Origin of the sequence: Calderihabitans maritimus (assembly GCF_002207765.1) — a bacterium.
Taxonomy (GTDB): Bacteria; Bacillota; KKC1; order Calderihabitantales; family Calderihabitantaceae; genus Calderihabitans; species Calderihabitans maritimus.
The window spans coordinates 2,755-22,059 of sequence record NZ_BDGJ01000087.1; the positions used below are offsets into that span (position 1 = coordinate 2,755).

24 protein-coding genes and 1 other annotated feature are annotated in these 19,305 nt (G+C 47.5%); of the genes, 22 read left to right on the top strand and 2 right to left on the bottom strand.

Annotation, left to right across the window (positions count from 1 at the left end):
* Nucleotides 1–297: 297 nt before the first annotated feature.
* The 19 genes from KKC1_RS07725 to KKC1_RS07815 all read left to right on the top strand — a co-directional run bounded on the left by KKC1_RS07725 (nt 298) and on the right by KKC1_RS07815 (nt 14,594).
* Nucleotides 298–600, top strand: a complete 303-nt coding sequence (locus tag KKC1_RS07725) for a type II toxin-antitoxin system Phd/YefM family antitoxin (RefSeq protein ID WP_088553894.1) — start codon at nt 298–300, stop codon at nt 598–600.
* A complete protein-coding gene (locus KKC1_RS07730) occupies nt 593–1,048 on the top strand; it encodes a type II toxin-antitoxin system VapC family toxin (RefSeq protein ID WP_088553895.1) in 456 nt (151 codons plus the stop codon). Before KKC1_RS07725 ends, KKC1_RS07730 begins: the two co-directional genes overlap by 8 nt.
* A 95-nt stretch (nt 1,049–1,143) precedes the next feature.
* A complete protein-coding gene (gene pgeF, locus KKC1_RS07735) occupies nt 1,144–1,968 on the top strand; it encodes a peptidoglycan editing factor PgeF (protein WP_202820001.1) in 825 nt (274 codons plus the stop codon).
* A gap of 23 nt (nt 1,969–1,991) precedes the next feature.
* Nucleotides 1,992–2,444: a helix-turn-helix domain-containing protein gene (locus KKC1_RS07740; protein ID WP_088553896.1), complete on the top strand. Its 453-nt coding sequence runs from the start codon at nt 1,992–1,994 to the stop codon at nt 2,442–2,444.
* 83 nt (nt 2,445–2,527) lie between these two features.
* Entirely contained in the window at nt 2,528–3,460 is a 933-nt protein-coding gene (locus KKC1_RS07745; protein WP_088553897.1) for a biotin/lipoyl attachment domain-containing protein, read from the top strand.
* A 57-nt stretch (nt 3,461–3,517) separates the two neighbouring features.
* Nucleotides 3,518–4,207: a YggS family pyridoxal phosphate-dependent enzyme gene (locus KKC1_RS07750; protein WP_088553898.1), complete on the top strand. Its 690-nt coding sequence runs from the start codon at nt 3,518–3,520 to the stop codon at nt 4,205–4,207.
* 20 nt (nt 4,208–4,227) lie between these two features.
* Complete coding sequence (locus KKC1_RS07755) at nt 4,228–4,668, top strand: cell division protein SepF (RefSeq protein WP_088553899.1); 441 nt, start codon at nt 4,228–4,230, stop codon at nt 4,666–4,668.
* Between the two features lie 17 nt (nt 4,669–4,685).
* Nucleotides 4,686–5,513 carry a pyrroline-5-carboxylate reductase gene (gene proC, locus KKC1_RS07760; RefSeq protein ID WP_238134237.1) on the top strand — a complete coding sequence of 276 codons (828 nt, stop codon included), beginning with the start codon at nt 4,686–4,688 and terminating at the stop codon, nt 5,511–5,513.
* Entirely contained in the window at nt 5,510–5,773 is a 264-nt protein-coding gene (locus KKC1_RS07765) for a YggT family protein (RefSeq protein ID WP_088553901.1), read from the top strand. Before proC ends, KKC1_RS07765 begins: the two co-directional genes overlap by 4 nt.
* A gap of 87 nt (nt 5,774–5,860) precedes the next feature.
* Complete coding sequence (locus tag KKC1_RS07770; protein WP_088553902.1) at nt 5,861–6,343, top strand: DivIVA domain-containing protein; 483 nt, start codon at nt 5,861–5,863, stop codon at nt 6,341–6,343.
* The gene (locus KKC1_RS07775) at nt 6,330–6,626 is read left to right on the top strand and encodes a DUF167 domain-containing protein (RefSeq protein ID WP_088553903.1); all 297 of its coding nucleotides are present in this window, start codon (nt 6,330–6,332) and stop codon (nt 6,624–6,626) included. Before KKC1_RS07770 ends, KKC1_RS07775 begins: the two co-directional genes overlap by 14 nt.
* A gap of 59 nt (nt 6,627–6,685) precedes the next feature.
* Nucleotides 6,686–6,912 (top strand) — a binding site (T-box leader).
* 51 nt (nt 6,913–6,963) lie between these two features.
* Nucleotides 6,964–9,744, top strand: a complete 2,781-nt coding sequence (gene ileS / locus KKC1_RS07780) for an isoleucine--tRNA ligase (protein ID WP_088553904.1) — start codon at nt 6,964–6,966, stop codon at nt 9,742–9,744.
* Between the two features lie 77 nt (nt 9,745–9,821).
* Nucleotides 9,822–10,226, top strand: a complete 405-nt coding sequence (gcvH, locus tag KKC1_RS07785) for a glycine cleavage system protein GcvH (RefSeq protein WP_088553905.1) — start codon at nt 9,822–9,824, stop codon at nt 10,224–10,226.
* Between the two features lie 123 nt (nt 10,227–10,349).
* Complete coding sequence (gene pduL, locus KKC1_RS07790) at nt 10,350–10,973, top strand: phosphate propanoyltransferase (protein WP_088553906.1); 624 nt, start codon at nt 10,350–10,352, stop codon at nt 10,971–10,973.
* Nucleotides 10,974–11,048: 75 nt separating this feature from the next.
* On the top strand, nt 11,049–11,324 hold the full coding sequence (locus tag KKC1_RS07795; RefSeq protein WP_088553907.1) for an ACT domain-containing protein: 276 nt from the start codon (nt 11,049–11,051) through the stop codon (nt 11,322–11,324).
* Between the two features lie 17 nt (nt 11,325–11,341).
* Entirely contained in the window at nt 11,342–12,709 is a 1,368-nt protein-coding gene (locus KKC1_RS07800) for a PFL family protein (protein ID WP_088553908.1), read from the top strand.
* A 253-nt stretch (nt 12,710–12,962) separates the two neighbouring features.
* The gene (locus KKC1_RS07805; RefSeq protein ID WP_088553909.1) at nt 12,963–13,265 is read left to right on the top strand and encodes a DUF5665 domain-containing protein; all 303 of its coding nucleotides are present in this window, start codon (nt 12,963–12,965) and stop codon (nt 13,263–13,265) included.
* Between the two features lie 14 nt (nt 13,266–13,279).
* Nucleotides 13,280–13,804: a nitroreductase family protein gene (locus KKC1_RS07810; RefSeq protein WP_088553910.1), complete on the top strand. Its 525-nt coding sequence runs from the start codon at nt 13,280–13,282 to the stop codon at nt 13,802–13,804.
* Between the two features lie 37 nt (nt 13,805–13,841).
* A complete protein-coding gene (locus KKC1_RS07815) occupies nt 13,842–14,594 on the top strand; it encodes a TraR/DksA C4-type zinc finger protein (RefSeq protein ID WP_088553911.1) in 753 nt (250 codons plus the stop codon).
* Nucleotides 14,595–14,605: 11 nt separating this feature from the next.
* Here the strand turns inward: KKC1_RS07815 and KKC1_RS07820 are convergent, their stop codons facing one another.
* Nucleotides 14,606–14,806, bottom strand: coding sequence for a DUF1540 domain-containing protein (locus KKC1_RS07820; RefSeq protein WP_088553912.1), 201 nt, complete (start codon nt 14,804–14,806; stop codon nt 14,606–14,608).
* A gap of 124 nt (nt 14,807–14,930) precedes the next feature.
* On the opposite strand from KKC1_RS07820, the gene thiD reads away from it, so the two are divergent.
* Genes thiD through KKC1_RS07835 form a run of 3 tightly spaced genes read left to right on the top strand, consistent with a single transcriptional unit; the run spans nt 14,931 to nt 17,146 of the window.
* On the top strand, nt 14,931–15,719 hold the full coding sequence (gene thiD / locus KKC1_RS07825; protein ID WP_088553913.1) for a bifunctional hydroxymethylpyrimidine kinase/phosphomethylpyrimidine kinase: 789 nt from the start codon (nt 14,931–14,933) through the stop codon (nt 15,717–15,719).
* A 25-nt stretch (nt 15,720–15,744) separates the two neighbouring features.
* Nucleotides 15,745–16,188, top strand: coding sequence for a signal peptidase II (gene lspA / locus KKC1_RS07830; RefSeq protein WP_088553914.1), 444 nt, complete (start codon nt 15,745–15,747; stop codon nt 16,186–16,188).
* 40 nt (nt 16,189–16,228) lie between these two features.
* The gene (locus KKC1_RS07835; RefSeq protein ID WP_088553915.1) at nt 16,229–17,146 is read left to right on the top strand and encodes an RluA family pseudouridine synthase; all 918 of its coding nucleotides are present in this window, start codon (nt 16,229–16,231) and stop codon (nt 17,144–17,146) included.
* A gap of 127 nt (nt 17,147–17,273) precedes the next feature.
* Here KKC1_RS07835 and acs read toward each other — a convergent pair whose 3' ends face one another.
* A complete protein-coding gene (gene acs / locus KKC1_RS07840; protein ID WP_088553916.1) occupies nt 17,274–19,217 on the bottom strand; it encodes an acetate--CoA ligase in 1,944 nt (647 codons plus the stop codon).
* Nucleotides 19,218–19,305 lie beyond the last annotated feature (88 nt).

Genomic DNA, 19,305 nt, shown 5'->3' on the forward strand with positions numbered 1-19,305 from the left:
TAAAGTCTCCTCGGAGATGTCCAGTGAAATTTTCCTCGCTCTAACAGGAGAAAATTGCATACTGGATTTCACCTCTCCTTACCCAAAAATTTAAAATAGCGGTTGAAAGGTGGTTTATAACTTAGTATATTACAGGAAAATATAGTTCAAAATGGTTTTTCGTTGAGTTGAAGAAATTGGGCATTGAGTGGCAGGATTATCCAGGTATTTGGTGGTCAGACCGATTTTGGAAAAGTGTTGCAAATATCCTCTTAACCGGTTATATTGTATTTAAAAACACATTTGGGAGTGATTGCGATGCATATAGTAAATGTGACAGATTTGCGGAGGAACATTCGCGAGGTTCTGGCGGAAGTAATTCGCTCAAAAAAACCGGCAGTGATCCTCCAGAGGTCAAAGCCGGTTGCTTACCTGGTCGACGCTGAAACGTTTGAAAGATCGCGAAAGTTGGATGAAATGGACGTGTTGACACAAACCAGGAAAGAAAGTCTGGACAGGATGCTTCAGTTGAGGGCCAAGGTGGCGAAGAGGGCAGGTATAAAAAGTGATTCCACCAAACTGATCCGTGAACTCCGGGAAGGATTGAACCGTCATGAGTAATTATATTTGCCTGGACACCTCGGTTTTGATCAAGGTGCTCGTGGAGGAGGAAGATAGTGACAAAGCAACGGTACTTCTGCAAAGGATTATAGACCACCGGCAGCTCATTGTACTTCCCGCATTCGCGTGGGCCGAAGTGGGTACAGTCCTGAGAAAAAAGCGCAGAGGAGAGGAATTAGCCGTTCAGGAAGCAGATGATCTATGGTTGGAGTTCCGGCAATTTCCGGGGATAGAGTACCTTAATGATGACTCGATAATGGACCTGGCCTGGAAAATCAGCCGCCACTTTGATATGCCTACTCTTTACGATGCGGCTTTTCTGGCGGTTGCTGAGGTGGTGGGGGAGAGAACCAGGGAAATATGTGAATTCTGGACGGCGGATGAAAAGCTGTTCAACCTTTTAAACGGACGAAAGAAGTATGTAAGATTGTTGAAAGAATTGGAGTAAGGGCAGCGAAATTTCAGGGCGGGGAAGTAGCTTTTTCTTTAAATTTGGTTATTTTGTAAAAGGCTTAATATTAAAAAAAGCATGGGGTGTAGGATGTGAAGACGGCAAGCTTTCGTCTGAAGATAGTTGGGCCCGTAAAGTTTTTTCATATTCCCGCGTGGGAGGAAACAGGACTGGTTATCAGCGCTTTTTCTACGCGAGTAGGGGGAGTAAGTCCCGAACCGTATTCTACCCTGAACCTGGGCTTTCATACCGCGGACGAGCCCGGAAATGTACTGGAAAACCGTATTCGTTTCAGCAGTAGTCTTGGGGTGAGTTTGGAGAGCTGGGTGGCCGCCAACCAGGTTCACGGGGACCGTATAGCAACGGTAGGACGCCGGGAACGGGGAAGAGGCGCCAAAGAGTTTTCCAGCTGTATTCCTGATACCGACGGTTTGATTACCAGGGAACCGGGAGTTGCCCTTACTACTTATTATGCCGATTGTGTACCAATTTACCTTTTGGACCTTGAGAAAAAGGCCATAGGCCTTTCCCATGCCGGGTGGAGGGGAACCGTAAAGCGGGTGGCGGGGAAGACTGTGGCCGCCATGGAGCAAGCCTTTGGTACGCGGGCTTCCTCCTGCCTGGCCGCTATAGGGCCTTCTATCGGGCCCTGTTGCTACGAAGTAGACGGCCGGGTAATAGAAGGCTTCCGGGAGGTATTTCCTTACTGGCAGGATGTCGTCATACCGGCCGGTAAGGGACATTGGAAATTAGATCTTTGGGAAACCAACCGGCGGATGTTAGTAGAAGCAGGGGTCCCCGAGAAAAATATAACGGTCAGCGGTATTTGTACCTCCTGTAACCGGGATCTTCTTTTTTCCTATCGGGCGGAAAAGGGACTAACAGGTCGCATGGCCGCCTTTTTGATGCTGAGATGAGAAAATGAGAAAAGAGGGACAGCATGCGCAACTACACGGTGAAGCATATATTTTTATTACAGTTGCTCATCTTTCTGCCTATAATGTCTGCCCGTACGTTGCATAATCTTCTTTACTTGGTGCAGGATCATGTTCTCCATAGTCATCAGTTTAAAGAACTGTCTCCGGTAGGGTTTTATGATTTTGTCCGTACGAGCAACGGGGTTTGGAGTAAAACAGTGCATAGTATCGTAGAAGATTTTCGCAAGGACGGCCTGTTGCCCCGGAAGGGATTCACCTTAACCCCTAAAGGGCGGGAAGTTTACTATCATGTGGGGTCTATTCTGAACCGACAGGAGTTTGCCGAGAGGTGTCTTGATGCAGCTCTCCGTTTTAGTGATGACCCAGCTAAGGCCAACGCGGAAATAAAAAATCATCTTACCTATCGTCGGACTAAGATAGGGGAAAACATGATGAAAGGTCTACCTACCCATTGATAGCCTCTAGCTCACAGCAGGATTATTTTGTTCCTTCTCGAATCTGGTGAGATTAGAAGATTGCTGAAGTGGAGGTTTTTCTATTGCCCCGCTTTTACCGCAGCAAAGGGGTGCCTGAATATCGTCTGGCATACTTGTTTTTCTTAAGCGTGGCGCTCTGGTTGTTGTTCAACTGGCTCCGGGGAATAATATGGTCTTCCTTGCTGGAGACTGAAATAGCGGAATTTGGAGTGCTGGAAAAAAGTATTTCGGTCGACGGCTTGCTGATACGCCAGGAGACCCTCGTGACGACACCGGTTAAAGGTCGCTTGAGGCCTTTGGTTGAGGAAGGACAGAGGGTTCGAGTGGGTGCGGCCATAGCTGAAGTTTTACCTGGCTCGGAAGGGGTTCGAACCGCAGAATCTTATGTGCTCACTGCTTCCCGAGCGGGAGTGGTTAGCTACTATTATGACGGTTTAGAAACAGTTTTAAGCCCGGAAATGCTGAATGAATTAGACTTGGATAAACTTGCCACTTTTATGGAAACGGCTCAAACTTCCACGAGCTTTAGCAATCCTGCGGTCAGGATTGTAGATAATCATAAACCTTTATATCTGTACTTTCAAATAAACCCGGAAAAATTGTTTGAGGTAGAAATAGGTAATACACTCAGTTTATATCTGCCGGGAAAAGAAGAAGCCGTTAAAGCAGAGGTAGTACGTCTAGAAAAAGAAGCGGAACATACCACGGTGCTGGTTCGTCTGCCATACCAGGACCATCTGCTTAACCAAAGGCATATATCCTTCCGGCTGGTGACTGATAGCTATCGGGGAATAATAGTAGAGCGAAGTTTACTGGTATTTAAAGAAGGGAAAGCAGGTATCTACGTCATGAAGGCAGGAAGAATTTATTGGCAGCCGGTAAAGGTTCTAGGAGAGGTAGGAGAAAAAGTGGCCATTGATGGTATAGAGGAAGGTTCAGAGTTGTTAACTGGTCCGCTGACAAATTTGTTAGAAACATTAAGGATTAATCCATGAGGGCAGGAATTAATATTTTGTTTATAGAAATTAACATTTTTGGGGGCCGTGTATAGTATGAACCAGATAAGTAGAAACTTGCAGGAAGTTCTAGAAAACATTCGACAGTCGGCTCTAAAAGCAAACCGAAACCCGGAAGACATAACTCTGGTAGCTGTCACCAAGACCGTGGGCATAGCAGAAATTGAAACGGCTATCCAATGTGGCGTGACCGATATAGGAGAAAACCGGGCCCAGGAAGCCGTAAGAAAATATGAGGTTATCGGTGATCGTGTCCGCTGGCACTTCATAGGACGCCTTCAAACTAATAAAGTGAAGTACATAATAGATAAGGTCCACTTAATTCATTCCTTGGACCGGAGGTCTCTGGCTGAAGAGTTAAATAAACGAGCCGAAGCATTAGGAAGACCTGTGCAAGTCTTGGTGCAGGTAAATGTTTCCGGGGAAGAAACAAAGTCTGGTTTACCGGTTCAGCAAGTTATTCCGTTCCTGCGCCAAATGAATGATTTTCCTTATGTTAAGGTAAAAGGGTTGATGACTATGGCGCCATATGTGGTTGATGCCGAAGAAGTGCGCTGGGTATTCCGCAGGCTGAGGGAACTTTTCGAGGAAATTAAAGGTTCTAATATTCCTGGAATTTCTATGGATTATCTTTCCATGGGAATGACTAACGATTACCGGGTGGCGGTGGAAGAAGGAGCCAATATGGTACGTATTGGCAGTGCTATTTTTGGTTCGCGGAATTAGGTATGGTGGGGAGGGTAAAAATGGGTAAGTTAGTAGATAAGGTGTTAAGACTTATGGGTTTCGAAGTAGAAAAGATTGAAGAACTGGAAGAAGAAGAAGGGTTAGAGCATTGGCAGGAGCCGGTAGTTACCTATGCTAAAAGGGGAAACGTTGTCAATTTGCATACGCAAAAACATGTGCGTATGGTAATAGCGAAACCAACTTCTTTTGAGCAGGTACAGGGAATGGCGGATCACTTGAAAAGCCACCGTCCGGTAATAGTTAACTTGGAAGAGGTTGACAAGGAACTGGCCCGCCGTATAATTGACTTTTTAAGCGGGACTACCTATGCTCTCAGCGGGAGTATGCAAAAAGTTGGTAACAGTATCTTTTTATTCGTTCCCAGCAATGTAGATCTCGCGGGAGCAATTACTACTAACTGGAAGGAAAAAGGAGTTTTTTCCTGGCTGGATAACTCTTGATGGAGGGGGCAAAAGCTTTGCAACTTTATCACCTGGGTTTTATTGGAGCTGGAGCTATGGCAGAAGCGCTGATTAACGGAGTATTAAAGGCAGGAGTTTTTTCTCCCGATGATCTAATTGCCAGCGATATCAACGAAGAGCGGCTGCGACATATAAGGGAAAAGTTTGCTATCCATACTACCGTTTCCAACGAAGAAGTGATGAACAGTTCTCAGGCAGTTATTTTGGCGGTGAAGCCGCAGGTTCTTCCAGACGTATTAACTCCCCTTGCCGCCAAGGCGAGACCGGATCAGTTAATTATTTCTATCGCAGCCGGTATAACTTTAGAGCATTTGGAGAGTATCCTGCCTGATGAGGTTGCGGTGGTCCGAGTTATGCCTAATACTCCTTGCCTAATAGGTGAAGGAGCTGTCGCCCTAGCTTTGGGGAGAAAGGTCAAACCTCAACAACGCCAATTAGCGGAAAAGATTTTTGAGGCGGTTGGAATCGCCTATGTTTTGCCAGAGGAAATGATGGATGCGGTTACAGGACTTAGCGGAAGTGGCCCCGCTTACATATATTTAATTATTGAAGCGCTGAGTGATGCGGGTGTAAGGGTAGGGTTGCCCCGGGACATTGCTACTGCCCTTGCAGCGCAGACCGTGATAGGAGCGGCGAGGATGGTTCTGGATACCGGCAGGCATCCGGGAGAACTGAAAGATATGGTGACTTCCCCGGGGGGTACCACTATTGCCGGGCTGCATGCCTTGGAAGAAGGAGGAGTCCGGGGAAGCATCATGAACGCAGTAATGGCAGCTTATAATCGGTCCCGGGAATTAGGCAGTAGAAAGGAAAGGGAGAAATGAGAAGTTTGATACCAGTAATTGATATAGCTTTTAACATTTTAGATTTGTTAATTATAGCTCGGGTCTTACTATCCTGGGTGAGACCGGATCCTTATAACCCGATAGTTCGATTTATATATGAAACTACTGAACCCATTCTGGCTCCTTTCCGGCGGATCATGCCCCGAGGAACGATACCGATCGATTTTTCGCCTCTTTTAGCTCTGCTCGTTTTGGATCTAGCTCGGAGGCTATTAATTCAAATTTTACTGGGCTTCTAAAGAAACAGAGGACCTTTTCTACCCCGCCGGTTAAGGTTTGTTCCGGCGGAGGTAAATTTTTTTACGGGAGAAGGAAGGGGTGGGCAAATGGTTTTAACTCCGCTGGACATTCAAGAGAAGGAGTTCAGTCGTTCTTTTAGAGGATATAATGAAGAGCAGGTAGATGCTTTCCTGGACCGGGTAATAAAAGATTACGAAATCCTTTATAAAGAGAATCTGGAGTTAAAAGAACAGCTTCAGGCCCTGCAGAGGGAACTGGACCGTTACCGGGAACTGGAAGATACCCTGAAAGGTGCAATGTTAATGGCTGAACAGGCCGCCAGAGAAGCCAAGAAAAATGCCGAGAAAGAAGCGGACCTTATGTTTCGCGAGGCGCAGGAGAAAGCTAATAAACTTATTCAAGAAGCGGAGCAAAGAGTTCGCCAGATGGAAGCGGAATATAGAAAAATGGTAGAGCAGGCACGGGCTTTTCGGGTTAAGTTTAAGTCTTTTTTATTGAGCCAATTGGAGCTGCTGGAAGAAGAACAAGAGAATCCGAGTAAACAGGAGGTAGATGATGAGTACGATTGAAGATATACCCGGCGGCGTGCGCATTAAGGTCAGGGTTCAACCAAGAGCTTCCAAAAACGAATTGGCAGGGATGTGGGGGGATTATCTAAAGGTAAGATTGACTGCTCCCCCCGTGGAAGGGGCTGCCAATCGACAATGTGAGGAATTTTTCGCAGGCCTTCTCAAAGTGCCTAAGTCGTCGGTAAGGGTGGTGGCAGGCAATACTGGACGCAACAAAACAGTTGAAATTCAAGGCATTACAGGTGCCCGAGTCAGAAAACTTCTTAAAACCGATACCCTTTGACTTCCACGCGGTTTATGCTATAATTAGGACTGAATTGGGGAAAACCTTGCTCTATATAGGGAAAGACGTTGAACGGGATAAGTAGGCAGGCTGACCTGGTCCAGCGAGTTCGGGAGAGTGAAAGCCGTTCCCAGGGGCTTGCTGAAATGATCACCCGGGAGTTATGCCCTGAAACTTCGGGAGTAGGGGTTATCGGTTAACTGCCGTTATCCAGTCAGAGGGGCCATACCGGATAGAGGGTATGGCTAGAAGGGTGGTACCGCGGGAATAACCTCTCGTCCTTTTGGATGAGGGGTTTTTTGTTGAAGTAACTTTCGTTAAGGTGAGGTGTTGAGCAATGGAGTACAGTAAGACGCTGAATTTGCCCAAAACCGATTTTCCTATGCGAGCCAACCTGCCTGAAAGGGAACCGGAAATTTTAAAGTTCTGGGAGGATATTAATATTTATCAAAAGGTTCAGGAGAAAAATGCCGGCAAACCTAAATTTATTCTCCATGATGGCCCCCCTTATGCCAACGGAGACATTCATTTAGGCCATACGCTCAATAAGGTCCTTAAGGATATGATTGTCAAATTTTACTCCATGACCGGCTATGATGCTCCTTATGTTCCGGGTTGGGATACCCACGGGTTACCTATCGAGCAGCAAGCCATAAAGAATCTGGGCCTGGATAGGGATAAGACCAGTGTTGCCGAGTTTCGGAACCAGTGCCGGGATTATGCTTTAAAGTATGTTGATATTCAGAGAGAACAGTTTAAGCGGTTGGGAGTTAGAGGCGATTGGGAGAACCCGTACCTGACTCTAGACCCCGAGTATGAGGCTGTTCAAATAGGGATTTTCGGGGAAATGGCCCAAAAAGGGTATATTTATAAAGGACTTAAGCCGGTTTACTGGTGTTCGGACTGCCAAACGGCTCTGGCCGAGGCGGAAGTAGAATATATGGACAAGAAATCTCCCTCTATTTATGTAAAATTTCCCGTTAAAGATGCCAAAGGTTTATTTGAGGAAGAGAACAGTTATATCGTTATTTGGACAACTACTCCCTGGACCATTCCGGCTAACGTAGCCATTGCCCTACACCCTGAGTTTACGTATGTGTTAACTGATGTTCAGGGCGAAAAACTTTTATTAGCCGAGGAACTTCTCCGGCCGTTTATGGAGCGTATCGGTGCGGAAAAATACAAAGTTCTTCAGTCTTTCCGGGGAGAACAGCTGGAAAAGGTGGTTTGCCGTCACCCTCTCTTTGACCGAGACTCTTTGGTCATATTGGCAGACCACGTTACTTTGGAACAGGGTACTGGCTGTGTCCACACCGCTCCCGGGCATGGTCTGGAGGACTACGAAGTCGGACGGGCCTACGGTTTACCGATCATCTCTCCTCTCGATGATGAGGGGAGATTTACCGAGGAAGCCGGACCTTTTGCCGGCCTGCGTTACGATGAAGGGAACAAGGCGGTTACCAAGGCATTGGATGAAACCGGGGCTCTCATGCACCTGAGTTTTATTAAGCACCAGTATCCTCACTGCTGGCGCTGTAAGCATCCTTTAATCTTCAGGGCTACGGAACAATGGTTTGCCTCCATTGACGGGTTCCGGCAGCAGGCCCTTAAGGCCATCAAAGAAGTTAAGTGGATACCTGCCTGGGGGCAGGAGAGGATTTACAATATGGTGGCCGAGCGGGGAGATTGGTGCATTTCCCGTCAGCGCACCTGGGGTGTCCCAATTCCTATATTTTACTGTGCGGAATGCGGTGAGGTAATTATCAACAACGAAACAATACAACATCTTCAGAAGCTTTTCCGTGAACATGGTTCCAATATATGGTTCTTGAAAGAAGCGGATGAGTTGGTACCTCCAGGACTGCAATGTCCCAAGTGTAGTCATTCCAAGTTCCGCAAGGAAACCGACATCATGGACGTCTGGTTTGATTCCGGTTCGAGCCATGCAGCGGTACTGCAGCAGCGGCCGGAATTATCCTGGCCGGCCGACCTGTATCTGGAAGGTAGTGACCAGCACCGGGGTTGGTTTAATTCCTCCCTTTCTACGTCAGTAGCCGTTACCGGTCAAGCTCCTTACCGAGCCGTGCTGACCCATGGTTTTTTAGTTGACGAAGAGGGAAGGAAGATGTCCAAGTCTTTGGGTAACGTTACCGACCCCATGGAGGTCATTCAAAAGATGGGAGCGGATATCCTGCGGCTCTGGGTAGCTTCTGCTGATTACCGGCGGGATGTGGCAGCATCGCCCAACATAATGCGCCAGATGGCGGAAGCCTACCGTAAGATTCGCAACACGTGTCGCTTCCTTCTAGGAAACTTGTATGACTTCGATCCTGCCCGGGACCGGGTAGCGTATCAAGATTTGCCCGAAATAGATCGTTGGGCACTGCTCAAATTGCATAAGCTCATTGGCCGGGTGACGGAAGCATATCGCAACTATGAGTTCCATATTGTCTACCACGCCATTCATAATTTTTGTGTAGTAGATATGAGTGCGTTTTATCTCGATATTTTGAAGGACCGCTTGTACACCTTTAAAGCAAATTCTTCCGGCCGCAGGGCGGCCCAAACGGTTCTTTACGAAATTCTTTATGCTCTGGTCCGGTTGTTAACGCCTATCCTGGCTTTTACCAGCGAAGAAATCTGGCAACACATGCCCAAACCTGAAGGCTCACCGGTAAGTGTGCAACTAAGTAGCTGGCCGGTGATGAAAGAAGAATATATTTTACCTGAACTGGAAGAAAAATGGAAAAAGATTATTGAAATAAGAAAAGAAGTAGCAAAAGCTTTAGAAAAGGCCAGGAGGGAAGATATTATCGGTCACTCTCTGGACGCTGCTGTAGACCTGTATGTTAACAAAGAACTCTTCGAATTTTTACAGGAAACGGCTCAAGATTTGGCCATGATTTTTATAGTCTCCCAGGCAAGGATTCACGGACCGGAAGAAAATGTTCCGGAAGGTGTCTACCAGGCAGAAGAGGTTGAGGGATTGAAGGTTAAAGTAAGTAAAGCCGCCGGCGTGAAGTGTGAGCGATGCTGGATTTACAGCGAGACGGTAGGAGAGCACGAGGAATACCCTACCTTGTGTCGCCGCTGTACGGACGTGGTCAAAGCCCTCTAATCAGAAAAAGCCCTTTGCCCGCATGGGCAAAGGGCTTTTTGGGGTAAGCTATCGGGGTAGGGAGGTGGATTAGAAGAGTGTATCCCGACGGATTAAAGTACAGCCGGAAACACCAGTGGGTTGAGCTGGATGGGAATAAGGCGAAGATAGGGATAACTTATTATGCACAGGAAAAAATGGGCGATGTAGTATTTGTAGAACTCCCGCTGGAGGGACAGTCTTTCCAGAGAGGTGAGGGAATGGGGGTTATCGAAACCATTAGTCACATTGCCGATATTTACGCTCCGGTTTCCGGCAAAGTGGTCGATGTAAACGAAGAATTACTTACTCACCCGGAATTATTAAACGAAGATCCTTACCGGCAGGGTTGGTTGCTGGAGATTGAATTGGATAACGCCTTAGAGGCGAAACAGCTTATGTCGGTGGAGGATTATAAGAGTTATATTCAAAAATTGGAAACGGGAAAAACCATTTACCTTTAACCCCGACGATAAAAGGATTTTTTCGTAATGAAAATAAAGGCTTTTAAACAAAATTTTATTCAGCATGCCTCCTTAAAGATGATGGAATAATAAGATTAGACCAATTTAAGGAGGCTTTTTCTTATGGTCGAGGTGGAACGTTTTGGCGAGCCCACAAATGAACTTTGGGAATACTTAGAGATTGAAATTCCCGTGGGCGTTTCCAACCGCCACGTACACCTGTCTCAACAAGATCTGGAAATGCTATTTGGTCACGGTCACCGGCTTAAGGCCAGGAGGGAATTGGGACAGCCGGGGGAATTTGCGGCAGAAGAAGTAGTCACCCTGGTAGGGCCACGAGGTGTGATAGAGGGTGTGCGGATAGTAGGTCCGTTACGAGACAAGACCCAGGTAGAGATTTCTATGACTGATGCCTATCGCTTAGGCCTACGGCCTCCCGTACGCAAATCCGGTGACCTTGAGGGTACGCCCGGGATTGCGGTAGTAGGACCAAAAGGAGTGGTAGCCTTGGGAGAAGGAGTTATTCTGGCGGCCCGTCATATTCATATGCATACCCGAGAGGCGGAAAAGCTAGGCCTAAAAAATGATGACCGGGTAAGAGTCCGTGTAGCGGGAGAAAGGGCGCAAATTATGGAAAATGTGATTATCCGGGTTAGCGACAAGTACCGCTTGGAAATGCATGTAGATACGGATGAGGCCAATGCCGCTCTGTTAACCAATGGAGATACGGTTACAATCCTGCATTAGTAGCAGGATTTTTTAATATTACCCCGAAATAGAAAATGCTATAAAAAAATTAACAGGAGAAGGGGAAATCAAATTATGAGCCAGCGAGTCATAGTAACTGTGTTTGGAAAAGATAAGGTGGGTATTATAGCCGGTGTAACTTCGGTACTGGCTGAATGCAACGCCAATATTCTGGATATCAGCCAGACCATTTTGCAGGAATTTTTAACTATGATTATGATTGTAGATATTAGTAAATGCCGGGTTGACCTGGCTACTCTTCAAAAACGTTTAGATGAAAAAGGACAGGAGTTAGGGGTTAAGATTACGGCCCAGCATGAAGAAATTTTTGATTTCATGCACCGAATTTAGGGAAAGGAGCCGGGAAGATGCCAATTTCCTTTAGTAATCAGGAAATTATGGAAACTATACGCATGATAGAAATGGAACATCTGGACATCCGGACCATCACCATGGGTATCAGCCTGCGGGACTGCGCTCATAGTGACATTAAGATAATGAACCGAAAAATTTTCGAAAAGATTGTTAGATTAGCCCAAAATTTGGTTGCAGTAGGAGAGGAGCTGGAAAGAAGTTACGGTATTCCTATTATTAACAAGCGCATTTCCGTAACACCTATCAGTCTGATAGCGGAAGGTTTGCCCAAGGAGGAATATTTGCAGTTAGCTCAGACTTTAGATAGAGCGGCAAGAGAAGTGGGAGTTAATTTTTTGGGAGGTTTCAGTGCCCTGGTTCATAAGGGGTTTACCAACGGTGACCGTAATTTAATAGATACCATACCTGAGGCCTTGGCCTGCACCGAACGAGTCTGCTCTTCGGTGAATGTAGCCACCACTAAATCCGGTATTAACATGGATGCGGTCGGCAAGATGGGTTACATAATAAAAGAGACCGCGCAGTTGACAGCTGACAAAGAGGGTATTGGATGTGCCAAGCTGGTGGTATTCTGCAATGTTCCGGAAGATAACCCCTTTATGGCCGGTGCTTTTCACGGTATTGGTGAGCCAGAAGCAGTTATAAATATAGGAGTCAGCGGGCCGGGGGTAATACTCAATGCGGTACGCAAAAATCCCCAGGCCGACTTGGGGACCTTGGCCGAAATTATCAAAAAGACGGCTTTCAAAGTCACCCGCATGGGAGAGTTGGTGGGAAGGGCAGCCTCTAAGAAATTAGGCGTTCCTTTTGGTATTGTCGACCTGTCCCTGGCCCCCACTCCGTCCATCGGGGACAGTGTGGCGGAAATACTGGAGGCCATGGGATTAGAGAGCTGTGGCACCCATGGTACTACCGCCGCTTTGGCTTTACTTAACGATGCGGTAAAAAAAGGTGGAGCTATGGCTTCCTCTTATGTGGGAGGGTTGAGCGGAGCGTTTATTCCCGTCAGTGAGGATGCCGGGATGATTAATGCGGTGGAGAGAGGTTCGCTTTCTTTGGAGAAGCTTGAAGCCATGACTTGTGTCTGTTCTGTTGGATTGGATATGATAGCCATTCCCGGCGACACTTCTCCTGAAACCATTGCTGCCATTATTGCCGATGAAGTAGCTATTGGGGTAATTAATAATAAAACTACCGCTGTCAGGGTTATCCCGGTGCCGGGGAAAAAGGTGGGCGATTACGTTGAATTTGGAGGTCTGCTGGGTCGGGCGCCGGTAATGCCCGTCAGTCACTTCAAATCTGATGGTTTCATCCGGCGGGGAGGCCGGATCCCGGCGCCAATTCAGGCGTTAACCAACTAAGGGAAGAGATAATAATTTCCCTAACCCGGGAGAATAATAATAGCGAATGAACCTTTATCACTATGGCCAGTGAGATTCAGAATCCTAAAGTTAGAGCTGCTCTTATGGCTGCAGCCGACGGCGCCATGAAATCTCAGCAGAGATTTGCAGAACTGATTTCCGACAGAGGAGACAGACCATGATATTATGCGGCCTTGGGTGCATCCAAGGCTTTTAAAATTAAGGACGCTGAGATTGCCTGGGAGGAGTCCTGATGAGAGAAAAAGCTTTAGAAGAAGATATCGATGCCCTAACACGTCAGGTGGAAAAGCTGGCGTTTTACCTGGAGAAGATGCGGCTGGCTGAATACGTGGAATTACTGCATAAACCCAGGCGATTATTTATGATAAACTTTATGGTAGGAGTTGCCAGAGGGCTAGGGACGGCGATAGGAATAGCTTTTCTCAGCAGCGTCCTATTATATATATTGAAGCAGATAATTGTATTAAACCTGCCCATAATTAGTGATTTCATTGCCGCCATTGTAAGAATGGTAATGGAGAAATCACATTTTTAGGAAGGAGGTCTAACGTGACTAAGGATGTTATTGAATGCATATTAGAGCGGAGAAGTGTTCGACATTTCAAGCCCGACCCAATCCCCGAAGCGACACTAGGGAGACTGGTAGATGCTGCCCGTTGGGCTCCTTCGGCAGGCAACATACAGCCCTGGAAGTTTTATGTGGTTGTGAACCAAAAGGTTAAAGAACAACTAGCCGAAGCGGCCTACGGGCAATCCTTTGTAGCCCGGGCTCCGGTGGTCATTGTGGTATGCGCTCTCCCGGAAAGTTCGGCTGAACGTTACGGACAGCGGGGGAGGGAACTTTATTGTCTTCAGGATACTGCCGCCGCTATCCAGAATATCCTGCTGGCGGCCACTGCTTATGGCTTGGGAAGCTGTTGGGTAGGAGCCTTTGACGAAGAGCGGGTCAAGGAGGTTCTAGAACTCAGCCGTCAGGAGAGACCTGTCGCTCTAATTCCGGTTGGCTATGCAGAAAGAGAACCCAAACCCCCGGCTCGGGCATCCCTGGACAGGGTAGTAAAAGTTGTAGAATAGTAGTACTGGAATGGGCAAATAAGGAGTTGAGATTGGAATGAACATGCAGAAATTAGAACATTACCGGAAAAAATTGTTGAAATCCCGAAAAGAAACTGAGGCTTTAATAAAGGGAATAGAAGAAAGTGGATTGGATAAAACCTTAAGGGACTCGGTTCAGGAGCTTTCTGCATACGACAATCACCCTGCTGATCTGGGAGATGAGCTTTTTGAACGCAGCAAGGATCTAGCTTTAAGAGACAGGGCAAGGCTACAGTTGCAGAAGATAGATGACGCTCTACAGCGTATAGAAGAGGGTCGCTACGGCTATTGTGAAAACTGCGGCCGACCTATACCTGAGGAAAGGTTAGAGGTTGTTCCTGAAACCACTCTATGCGTGAACTGTCGCCGCCTGTCTGAAGGAAAAGGTGATCGGCATCCACGGCCTATAGAAGAAGATGTAGTGGTACCGCCCTACGGAGGTTTTACCCATGATTCTTCTCCGGCAGAACTGGGAGATGCGGAAGATGAGGTGATGTACGACGGGGAAGACGCGTGGCAGGACGTAGCCCGGTTCGGAACTTCCGATACACCTCAGGATGCACCTCATGCTCGGGATTATCCAGCCGTTTATCCAGACTTTGACGAGGACCGGGGTGTGGTGCAAGATGTAGAAGGTATTCCGTATTTTAAAGGGGCCGACGGCATTTTTTACGAGAATGTTTACGGACAGGATAACGAAGAAGCACCGGAAGAACTGGTTATTGGTGATGACGGTTTGGACATGCTGAGGAGAGAAGACGAAGATTGAATCATCTTGAATTAGTCAAAAGGACCTAGCTCAACGGTATCATTGGGTTTACCGTAAGTAAAAACCCGGGTGGTTTCATTTGGAGGAAGCAGCCGTTCAAACTGCTGACAGTTAGTGTCCAGCCCTCGAGTAATAATACGGATTTGTCGCAGACCACAGCGTCCCCCATCGTTGTGGTGGCAATCGGCTTCACAAAAGATTCTTTGATGCATTCTTTAGTCACCTCCTCCCATAGTGTTCCCCGCGGGAACAATTCCATGCAGTGCTGTGTATTTACAGGAAAATAAAATGGTGATATGATAAAGAACACAGTTTAATGAGGGAAAGTGGTGGGGAATGAAGAAGGTTCTTACCGTAGCAGGATCAGATTCCGGCGGCGGAGCCGGGATCCAGGCCGATCTTAAAACTTTTGCCGCTCTTCGGGTATACGGTACCAGCGTTATTACGGCTTTGACGGCTCAGAACACGTTAGGAGTTCATGGTGTTCATCCGGTTCCCGCCGAGTTTGTGGCCAGGCAGTTGGACGCGGTGCTTTCCGACATGGATATTGAGGCCGCCAAGACTGGTATGTTGGTTAATGCCGATATTATTGAAGTTGTAGCTCGTAAAGTGAAGGATTATGGATTGAAACAGTTAGTGGTAGATCCGGTCATGGTGGCTACCACAGGAGGATCTTTGCTGGCGGAAAAAGCAGAGGCAGCTCTCAAAAAAGAACTGCTGCCGCTGGCACTATTGATTACGCCTAATTTACCGGAGGCGGAAGTCCTGACGGGGCGGAAAATAAAGACAGAAAAGGATATGCGAGAATGCGCCCGGATATTACATGATATGGGAGTATCATTTGTTTTGATTAAAGGGGGACATCTAGAGGAAGAAGCTGAAGAAGCTGTTGATATTCTTTACGACGGAGCAAATTACTACCGCTTTACTAAACCAAAGCTTAAAATAAATGCTACTCATGGTTCCGGGTGTACCCTTTCGGCGGCCTTGACTGCGTTATTGGCGCAGGGGTTGCCGGTAGAAGAAGCAGTAGCCAGGGCTAAGGAATTTGTTTTCCAGTCCATCAAGGGAGCCTTTCCCGTAGGGAAGGGTGTACTCCCGGTTAATCCTCTCGCTATGCTATAATGGTTTTGGATAGGGGAGTATTAAGGTGCGGTTTTTATCTTTGGCTACATTAGTTTTACTCTTGGATCAAGTAACCAAGTATTTAGTTAGCCATAAAATGGAGCTGGGCCAATCCATTCCTGTATTGGACAACATTTTTCATATTACATATATTCATAATCCAGGGGCAGCTTTTGGCATGCTGGCTTACAGGACGGCTTTTTTTGTAGCCATTACAGTTGTGGTTGTGGTGGCCATTCTTATTTTTTACCGGCGGATTAAGGAAAATCGCTATCTTTTAAAATCGGGACTGGCCCTGCAGTTGGGGGGAGCCGTAGGCAACCTCTTAGACCGTTTGCGTTATGGGTATGTGATCGATTTTCTGGATTTCAGAGTTTGGCCCGTTTTTAACCTTGCCGATTCCGCTATTGTTTTGGGAGTAGCGCTGGTGTGCTGGGAGTTATGGAGAATGCCTGATAAGGAAAAGTAGACCGGGTGGGATGTAAAAAGATGCAGAGGTGACGCAGTAGATGGAAGAGATAAGGGAGTACCGGATTGAAACGGAACAGGCGGGAGAGAGGATAGATCGCTTTCTGGCTGCTCGGTCTCCCGATTTATCTCGATCCTGGATTCAGCGCCTTATCCGGGAACAAAAAGTGACTGTTGACGGTGAAACGGTTAAGCCAAATTATAAACTCAAAACAGGGGACTGTATAAAATTAATTGTTCCCCCGCCGGAAGAGCCAATAGTGAAGCCAGAGAAAATTCCCCTGGATATTCTATTTGAAGATCAAGACATCATAGTTGTGAATAAACCGCAGGGCATGGTTGTTCATCCTGCGGCTGGAAATTTTTCCGGTACTCTGGTGAACGCTCTCTTGTATCACTGTAAGGACCTCTCAGGTATAAACGGGGTCCTGCGGCCGGGAATTGTTCACCGTATAGATAAAGACACCTCCGGTGTGCTGGTGGTGGCAAAGAATGATTCCGCCCACCTGGAATTGGCAGCCCAGATCAAGGCCCACCGGGTTAAACGGGTGTATATAGCTTTAGTGCACGGTGATTTAGCGGAGCCGGCAGGTACTATCGATGCCCCGATAGGGAGAGACCTCAAAGACCGGAAGCGTATGGCGGTGGTTTTCAAGGGAGCAAGAAGAGCAGTCACTCACTATAAGATTCTCGAACGTTTTGGGGATTTTACCTTAATCGAAGCTCAACTGGAGACGGGACGAACTCACCAGATTAGAGTGCATATGGCATACCTGGGCCATCCGGTGGCAGGAGACCCGAAATACGGACCGCGCAAACCGGCATTTGGTTTAAAAGGCCAGGCCCTTCATGCCAAGCTTTTAGGCATTTTTCATCCCCGGACCAAACATTACATGGAGTTTGAGGCGCCTTTACCGAAATATTTCCAGGAACTTTTGACCCGGTTGCGCTCAGCATAGCGGAAAGTATATTTGGCCTCAGAAATGGAGAGATTCGCCCAATCCGGCTTGTCATTTGTTGAATAGGCAGATTTGACCAGGAAAAATAAAAGGGTTCCTCGCCGAGAGGAACCCTTTTAAAATATATCTAGCTCTTCTCCTCGTATTTTTCTTTCAGGGCCTGCACTACCGAAGGATCGGCGAGGGTGGTGGTATCTCCCAGGGCACGACCTTCGGCTATGTCACGCAGCAGGCGGCGCATTATTTTTCCGCTTCGGGTTTTAGGAAGTTCAGCAGTAAAGAAGATGTCCTCCGGTCGGGCCAAGGCGCCGATTTTCTTGGCTACATGAGCCTTCAATTCGGCTGCCAATTCTTCAGAGGGCTCAACACCTTCTTTCAGGGTGACAAAGGCGGATATGGCCTGACCCTTGAGTTCGTGAGTCTTACCTATTACCGCAGCTTCAGCTACGCTCGGGTGGTCAACCAGAGCGCTTTCCACTTCCATAGTTCCAATCCGGTGGCCGGAGACGTTAATTACGTCATCTACCCGGCCCAGGACCCAAATGTAACCGTCCTCATCGCGCTTGGCTCCGTCACCGGTGAAGTAAATTCCTTCAAACCGGCTCCAGTACTGGTTCTTAAACCTCTCGGGATCACGGAAGATGGTGCGCAGCATGGCCGGCCAGGGTGACTTCAAAACCAGATAGCCTGATGAAGCCGGATTGCCGTTGTCATCTACCACGTCTGCCTCTACTCCCGGGAAGGGTATGGTGGCGGTTCCCGGTTTGGTCTTGGTGACTCCGGGCAGCGGAGAAATGAGGATCATACCCGTTTCAGTCTGCCACCAGGTGTCCACTATCGGACAACGTTCTCTACCAATGTACTTATGGTACCACATCCATGCTTCGGGGTTGATCGGCTCACCAACCGTACCCAGAAGCCGCAGGGTAGAGAGATCGCACCTACCAGGATATTCAGTTCCCCATTTCATGAAAGCCCGGATAGCCGTGGGCGCGGTGTAGAGGATAGTGACGCCGTACTTCTCGACTATACGCCAGAACCGATCGCGATCCGGGTAATCGGGACTTCCTTCATACATAACGGTGGTGCAACCGTTGGCCAGTGGACCGTAAACGATGTAGCTGTGACCGGTAACCCAGCCAATGTCAGCCGTACACCAGTATACGTCCTCTTCCTTGATATCAAAAATGTAATAGTGGGTTGTTGCTACTCCCACCAAATATCCTCCGGTAGTGTGAACTACGCCTTTCGGCTTGCCGGTAGTGCCGCTGGTATAGAGAATATACAGCATATCTTCGGCATCCATTGGCTCCGGTTCGCACTTGGCGGGAGCATCCTTCATCAAATCGTGCCACCAGAGGTCTCTTCCTTCGACCATGTTGGCTCCTGATTTTTCTCCTACCCGCTCGACTACAATTACTTTTTCAATACTAGGACATTCCTGCAGAGCCTGGTCGGCGTTTTGTTTGAGAGGTATTACGTTGCCGCGACGCCACCCGGCATCTGCGGTAATCAGAATCTTGGCTTCGGCATCATTAATGCGGTCTCTCAAGGATTCGGCACTGAAGCCTCCAAAAACAACGCTATGGGGTGCTCCTATACGGGCGCAGGCGAGCATAGCAATGGGCAATTCGGGAATCATAGGCAGATAGAGAGTAACCCTATCTCCCTTCTTGACGCCCAGGCTTTTAAGGACATTGGCGAACTTGTTTACTTCCCGATAAAGATCTTGATAAGTTAAAACTCTTGAATCTCCGGGTTCTCCTTCCCAGATAATTGCTGCCTTGTTGCGGCGCCAGGTTTTTACATGACGGTCAACGCAATTGTACGATGCATTAAGTTTACCGTTGACAAACCATTTGGCGAACGGAGGATTATCCCAATCCAGTACTTTGTCCCACTTTTGGAACCAATCGATTCTTTCGGCCTGCTTGGCCCAGAACCCTAAACGATCTTCCGCCGCTTCTTTGTAAAGACTATCGTCTTTTACGTTGGCCTGGGCAACAAATTCTTCCGGTGGAGAGAAAACGCGTTCTTCCTTGAGAAGGGCCTCAAGAGTTTTAGCTTCCATCTCAGAAAATCACCTCCGGGAAAATCATTTGGATTACAAACGAAAAAGAAGGATGATTACGGGTTTTTAAGAACAGAATTCCCCCCTT